Origin of the sequence: Streptomyces sp. TP-A0874, from assembly GCF_001748085.1 — a bacterium.
In the GTDB taxonomy this organism is placed as follows: domain Bacteria; phylum Actinomycetota; class Actinomycetes; order Streptomycetales; family Streptomycetaceae; genus Streptomyces.
Genome location: NZ_BBZK01000006.1, coordinates 1 through 5176, shown reverse-complemented (window position 1 = coordinate 5176; position 5176 = coordinate 1). Strand labels below are relative to the sequence as shown.

Below are 5176 nucleotides of genomic sequence, written 5' to 3'. Positions count from 1 at the left end.
CCCTGTCCGCCTCCGACACCGAATCCGGCGTCAACCGCATCCAGTACTCGCTGAACGGCGGGCCCTACCTCACCTACGAGGACCCGGTCGAGGTCAACCGCAGCGGAGAGCACCTGCTGCGCTACCGGGCGAGCGACAAGGCCGGGAACACCTCACCGCCAGCCAACCTCACCTTCACCGTGGCCGAGGCCGAACCCGCCCCCGACTGCCCGGAGTCGGACAACCGGAAGACGGTCATCGTCGGTGAGGTCCACACCGGGGTACCCAACCGCATCACCGGGAACGGTTGCACCGTCAACGAACTGATCGAGGACGAGCTGGCCTGGGACGGGCACCGGGACTTCGTGCGGCACGTCGAATCCGTCACCGACGCCCTACTGCTGGAAGGGGTCATCGACACCCGGGAGAAGGAACTCGTCGACCAGGCGGCCGACGTCTGCGACATCGGTACCCCCGGCCACACCGGCGGCTACACCACCCTCTTCGACGGCACCGACAAGTCCTTCGCCCGGTGGGAGCACGTGGGGGGCGGAGCCTTCGGCCTGAACGAGGACGGCTCCATGACCAGCAGCGGCACCGTGGAGGGCATGGGCATGCTCTGGCTGCCGGACAACGAGTACGGAGACTTCTCGCTGCGCCTGCAGTTCCGGGACGACGCGCCGGGCGACGCCCGTGCCAACAGCGGCGTCTTCGTGCGGTTCCCCTACGTCCACCACCACCCGGAGGAGTCCCGGCCGGAGTGGGTCGCCATCAAGTACGGCCACGAGATCCAGGTCTTCGACAGCGCCGACGGCGACATGTACAAGACCGGATCGGTCTACGGTTTCGACAAGGTCGGGCTGGACGACGCCGAGGTCGAGCCCAAGGGCACCTGGAACGACTACGAGATCCGGGTCGTCGACCAGCGGATCACCATCTACCGGAACGGCACCCTGCTCAACTGGTTCGACAACCACGCCGGGCTGGAGTTCAACCCGCCGCGTGACGACGACCCCGGGACCGCCGGACGGCAGCGGACCGCCGGGCACATCGGGCTGCAGACACACAGCACCTCCGATGTGATCTCCTACCGGAACATCCGCATCAAGGAGCTGTGACCGGCCCCCGCGGGCAGACAGCCCCACCACGGAGTCGCGCCGGAAGCGGGAGACCGCTTCCGGCGCGACTCCGAGTGCGGGCGCGCCGCACGGAACCGGCGGCGGCTCACCGCTCCACGATGTGCCGTTCGTTGGGGACGCAGTGCGTCATCTTCATCCCGTCGACGTCCCGCGGCGGGTTCTGGCCCAGGTTCTCCAACCGCCGACGGTCCTCGTCCGTGAGGTTCTGGTCCGGCAACGGTGCGAGACCGGCCACCTCGGGCACGCCGATGCCCAGACCCTCGGCCACCCGCTGCCCCAGCTCGTCCTCGACGAGCAGGAAGTGCCAGACCATCCGCTCCTGGACGGCCCGATCGCACTGGGCGAGCGCCGTGATGAAGTTCAGGACGAGATCGTCCTGCTCCCACTCCTCCATCAGCCGGTACCGGTAGCCCGCCTGCTGGTAGTCGTTGGTCCGGGGGATGCGCTTGCGGGTCAGCCGCCCGCGGATCTCCGGCCCCTGTTCGTCATGGGTCGGGTACTCGGCCTCCCGCAGACCACCCGTGATCGACGGCTCGTAGTTGACGCTCGGGTTCTCCGCACCACCGTCGATGTGGTAGGTCATCTGCCCGTCCCGCTGGTTGGTGTGCACCAGCCCGTGCCGGGGTTGGTTCACCGGCAACTGCAGGTAGTTCGGGCCCACCCGGTAGCGTTGGGTGTCACTGTAGGAGAACGTCCGGCCGACCAGCATCTTGTCGTCGGAGAAGTCGAGCCCGTCGACGAGCACCCCGGTGCCGAAGGAGATCTGCTCGCTCTCCGCGAAGAAGTTCTCCGGCATCCGGTCGAGCACCATCCGCCCGACCGGCAGCGCCGGGAAGTCCTGCTCCGGCCAGGTCTTCGTGTCGTCCAACGGATCGAAGTCCAGCTCCGGGTGCTCTTCGTCCTCCATCATCTGGACGACAAGCTCCCACTCGGGGAAGTCCCCTCGGCGCACGGCGTCGTAGAGGTCCTTGGTCGCGTGCCCCAACGACTGCGCCTGGACGTTCGCCGCGTCCTCCTCGGTCATGCTGCGCACACCCTGCTTGGGCATCCAGTGGTACTTCACCAGCACCGTGCGGCCCTCGGCGTTCACCCACTTGTAGGTGTTGACCCCGAACCCCTGCATATGGCGGTAGTCGGCCGGGATGCCGCGTGGGCTGAACAGGTTGACCAGCATGTGCAGGGTCTCCGGGGTCTGCGACATGAAGTCGAAGATCCGCGCCGGCTGCTGCTCGAAGGTCACCGGGTCCGGCTTGAGCGCATGGATGACGTCCGGGAACTTGATGGCGTCCCGGATGAAGAACACCGCCAGGTTGTTGCCGACCAGATCCCAGTTGCCGTCCTCGGTGTAGAACTTCACCGCGAAACCGCGCGGGTCCCGGGCGACCTCCGAGGAGTCGCGTCCGCCGATCACGGTGGAGAAGCGGACCGCGACATCCGTCCGCTTTCCACGCTCCTGGAAGAGCTTGGCCCGGGTGAAGCGGCTGATCGGCTCGTCGCCCCAGGACCCGTAGGCCTCGAAGAAGCCGTAGGCGGTGACTCCCCGGGCGTGCACCACGCGCTCGGGGATGCGCTCCCGGTCGAAGTGGCTGATCTTCTCCAGGAACTGGTAGTTCTCCAGTGTGGCCGGGCCACGTGCACCGACCGTCCGCTGGTTCTGGTTGTCGTACACGAAGTGGCCCTGCCGGTTGGTGAGCACCGGTAGGCCGTCCCCCGCTCCGGCGTCTTTGCTGGGTACGTCCGTCACAGTCCTGGGCTCCTCGCTGTCCGTCCATGGGGGCGGCGCCGCCCCGCGCGCGGCCAATGCGTTCCCCGGACGCCACCGGCGGTATCGGCGTGGAACCGGACCTCACCCGATCAACGGAACAGCTCTGACCTGATCAGGGACGCAGAGTGCTGCCGGTGTGACATACGCACCCCGATGGCACGCCCTCGACGGCGGCAGTGCTGTGCCGGGCCACGGCCGAAGCGCAGAGACTCGACCGGCCGGTCGGCGAGTACCGGTGGACGGCCCATGGATCTGAGGACACCCGCCGAGACTCCGGAGGCGCTCGCGCGACTCCGTGAACTCCGTGGCCCGTTTCTTCGTGAGCGGCGGAAGAACAGGGCGCTGACGCTCTACGCCGGTGTCCTGCTGGCCGTCGGGTGGGGCCTTCCGACGCTGGTCCGATTGGGGCGGGAGGAGGGGCCGGGCGGCGCGATCATGGGGCGGGTGCTGAATGACCTGCCGTTGTTCGCGCCCATTCTGGCGTTGCTCACTTTGCTGCTCATGGCCCGCGCCGCGGTGTGGCGGGGACCGGTCCTGGCGGACGGGCCCACCCTTCACTGGCTACTGCCGACGCCGCTACCACGTGGCCCGGTGCTGCTGCCTGCGCTGCGCGCCTCCGCCCTCCTCGTCGGTGCGATCGGCATTGTCGCAGGCGCGACTCTGGGCTGGCTGCTCGGCGCCCACGGGGCCGGCTCACGGACGTCGCTGGTCCTCGCGGGTGCCTGGGCGGGGATCGCCACGGCCCTCACCGGAACCGGGTTGGGCGTGCTCGTCGAACGCCACGAGCGGCTGATGCTCCGCCAGGGCGCACGGATCTTCGGAGTGGCCTGGACGGCCCTCGGCGCCCTGGCACTGTGGCACGCGCTGCTTCCGGTGGCCCTGCTGGTCGCGGGGACGGCTCTGGGCGGGGCTGCCGCCGCGCTGCTGGGCCGGGCGTGGCCAGGGCTGGCGGTGCTCTACCGGGGTGCGCGCCGGCGATGGTGGCGGCGGCGCTGGTCAGCGCCTACCGGGGCGACCTTCCGCTCTCCGCGCTCATCGGTGTGGAGACGCCGATGGGTAACACGGCACCGCTGCAGATGGCGGTGTGGTACCTGAGAGGTCCGCTGGCCGTACTGCTGCTCACCGCTCCGGCGCTGCTCGCAGCGGGTGGAGAGACGGTACACGGGCTGCTGCCGCTGGCATGGCCCCCGCTGATCGGTGTGGTGGCCCTGTACTGGATCCACCGGGCCGCTCCCCGGCAGAACCGGTGAGCAGTCGGGCTCCGGCCCGTCCCCCCGTCCCGAATGGACAGGGTGCGGAAGCTGGTCTCTCTCGGGAGACCGGCCGGAGCCTCAGCCCTCGTTGAGCAGCCGCTTGAGGAACGCCAGCGACTCCTTCGGCTGCTGCGCCACCGCACAGAGCCGGTCCATCACCACCATGTAGTTCTCCACCTCGTCGCGCTTGTCGAGGTAGAGCGCGCTGGCGAGCTGTTCGAGGTAGACGATGTCCGGGAGATCCGGCTCCAGGAACCGCAGTATCGTCACCGGACCGCCGGCTGCGGCCAGGCCACCGATGTGGAACGGGGCCACCTGCAGGGTGACGTTGGGCTGCTCGGCGACCTTGATGAGGTGTTCGATCTGACCGCGCATGACGCCCTGGTCGCCGAGCGGGCGACGGAGCGCCGCCTCGTCGACCACTGCCCACAGTCTCGGCGGCTCCGGCTTCGAGAGCAGCGCCTGACGCTCCATCCGGAGCTCCACCCGGCGCTCGATCTCCTGGTCGGTGGCGCGCGGATGCCCGAGCCGGGTCACCTCGCGGGCGTATTCGGCCGTCTGGAGGAGCCCGGGGACGAACTGCACCTCGTAGCTCCGGATGACCGAGGCCGCCTCCTCAAGGCCGAGGAGCGTCTCGAACCAGTTCGGCAGCACATCGCTGTACTTCTGCCACCAGCCGGGGTTGTTGGCGTGCTGGGCCAGCGCGAGGAACTCCGCGCGCTCCTCGGACTCGAGCACCCCGTAGAGCGTCAGCAGGTCGGCTACGTCACGCTCCTTGAAACCGACGCGACCCAGCTCCAGCCGGCTGATCTTGGCGTGCGAACCGCGGATCGCGTCCCCGGCGGCCTCCCGGGAGATGCCCCGCGACTCGCGGAGCCGCCGCAGCTGGGTGCCGAGCACGATGCGCAAGACCGTCGGTCCACCCCGCTGCAGCGCGAGCATCCGGCGCACCGGTGAGCTGTGTTCCGACTGAGCTGACGTCATGTGTCTGCTCCCCTGGGTCGTCGACTGAATGCACAGTGTTCCACTGCCGGGGGTGC

At 69.0% G+C, this 5176-nt stretch carries 5 protein-coding genes; 3 read left to right on the top strand and 2 right to left on the bottom strand.

Going from position 1 to position 5176, the window contains the following annotated elements:
• Positions 1 to 1097 (top strand): 3-keto-disaccharide hydrolase (locus BGP73_RS10470; protein ID WP_139134554.1); only part of this gene is annotated, 1097 nt, incomplete at its 5' end.
• Between the two features lie 106 nt (positions 1098 to 1203).
• On the opposite strand, the gene BGP73_RS10465 is transcribed toward BGP73_RS10470, so the two are convergent.
• Positions 1204 to 2862, bottom strand: coding sequence for a catalase (locus BGP73_RS10465; RefSeq protein ID WP_069814026.1), 1659 nt, complete (start codon positions 2860 to 2862; stop codon positions 1204 to 1206).
• A gap of 267 nt (positions 2863 to 3129) precedes the next feature.
• Here BGP73_RS10465 and BGP73_RS10460 point away from each other — a divergent pair, with 267 nt between their 5' ends.
• The gene (locus tag BGP73_RS10460) at positions 3130 to 3978 is read left to right on the top strand and encodes a hypothetical protein (RefSeq protein ID WP_069814025.1); all 849 of its coding nucleotides are present in this window, start codon (positions 3130 to 3132) and stop codon (positions 3976 to 3978) included.
• Positions 3936 to 4133: a hypothetical protein gene (locus tag BGP73_RS22865; protein WP_139134551.1), complete on the top strand. Its 198-nt coding sequence runs from the start codon at positions 3936 to 3938 to the stop codon at positions 4131 to 4133. The genes BGP73_RS10460 and BGP73_RS22865 overlap by 43 nt, the downstream gene beginning before the upstream one ends.
• Positions 4134 to 4214: 81 nt before the next feature.
• Here BGP73_RS22865 and BGP73_RS10455 read toward each other — a convergent pair whose 3' ends face one another.
• Positions 4215 to 5120 (bottom strand): helix-turn-helix domain-containing protein, encoded by a 906-nt coding sequence (locus BGP73_RS10455; RefSeq protein WP_069814024.1) that lies wholly within the window; start codon positions 5118 to 5120, stop codon positions 4215 to 4217.
• Positions 5121 to 5176: the final 56 nt, after the last annotated feature.

Coding starts and splice junctions, on each gene's coding strand:
- BGP73_RS10460 (WP_069814025.1), top strand. CDS start 3,130: ATGGATCTGAGGACACCCGCCGAGACTCCGGAGGCGCTCGCGCGACTC.
- BGP73_RS10455 (WP_069814024.1), bottom strand. CDS start 5,120: ATGACGTCAGCTCAGTCGGAACACAGCTCACCGGTGCGCCGGATGCTC.
- BGP73_RS22865 (WP_139134551.1), top strand. CDS start 3,936: ATGGGTAACACGGCACCGCTGCAGATGGCGGTGTGGTACCTGAGAGGT.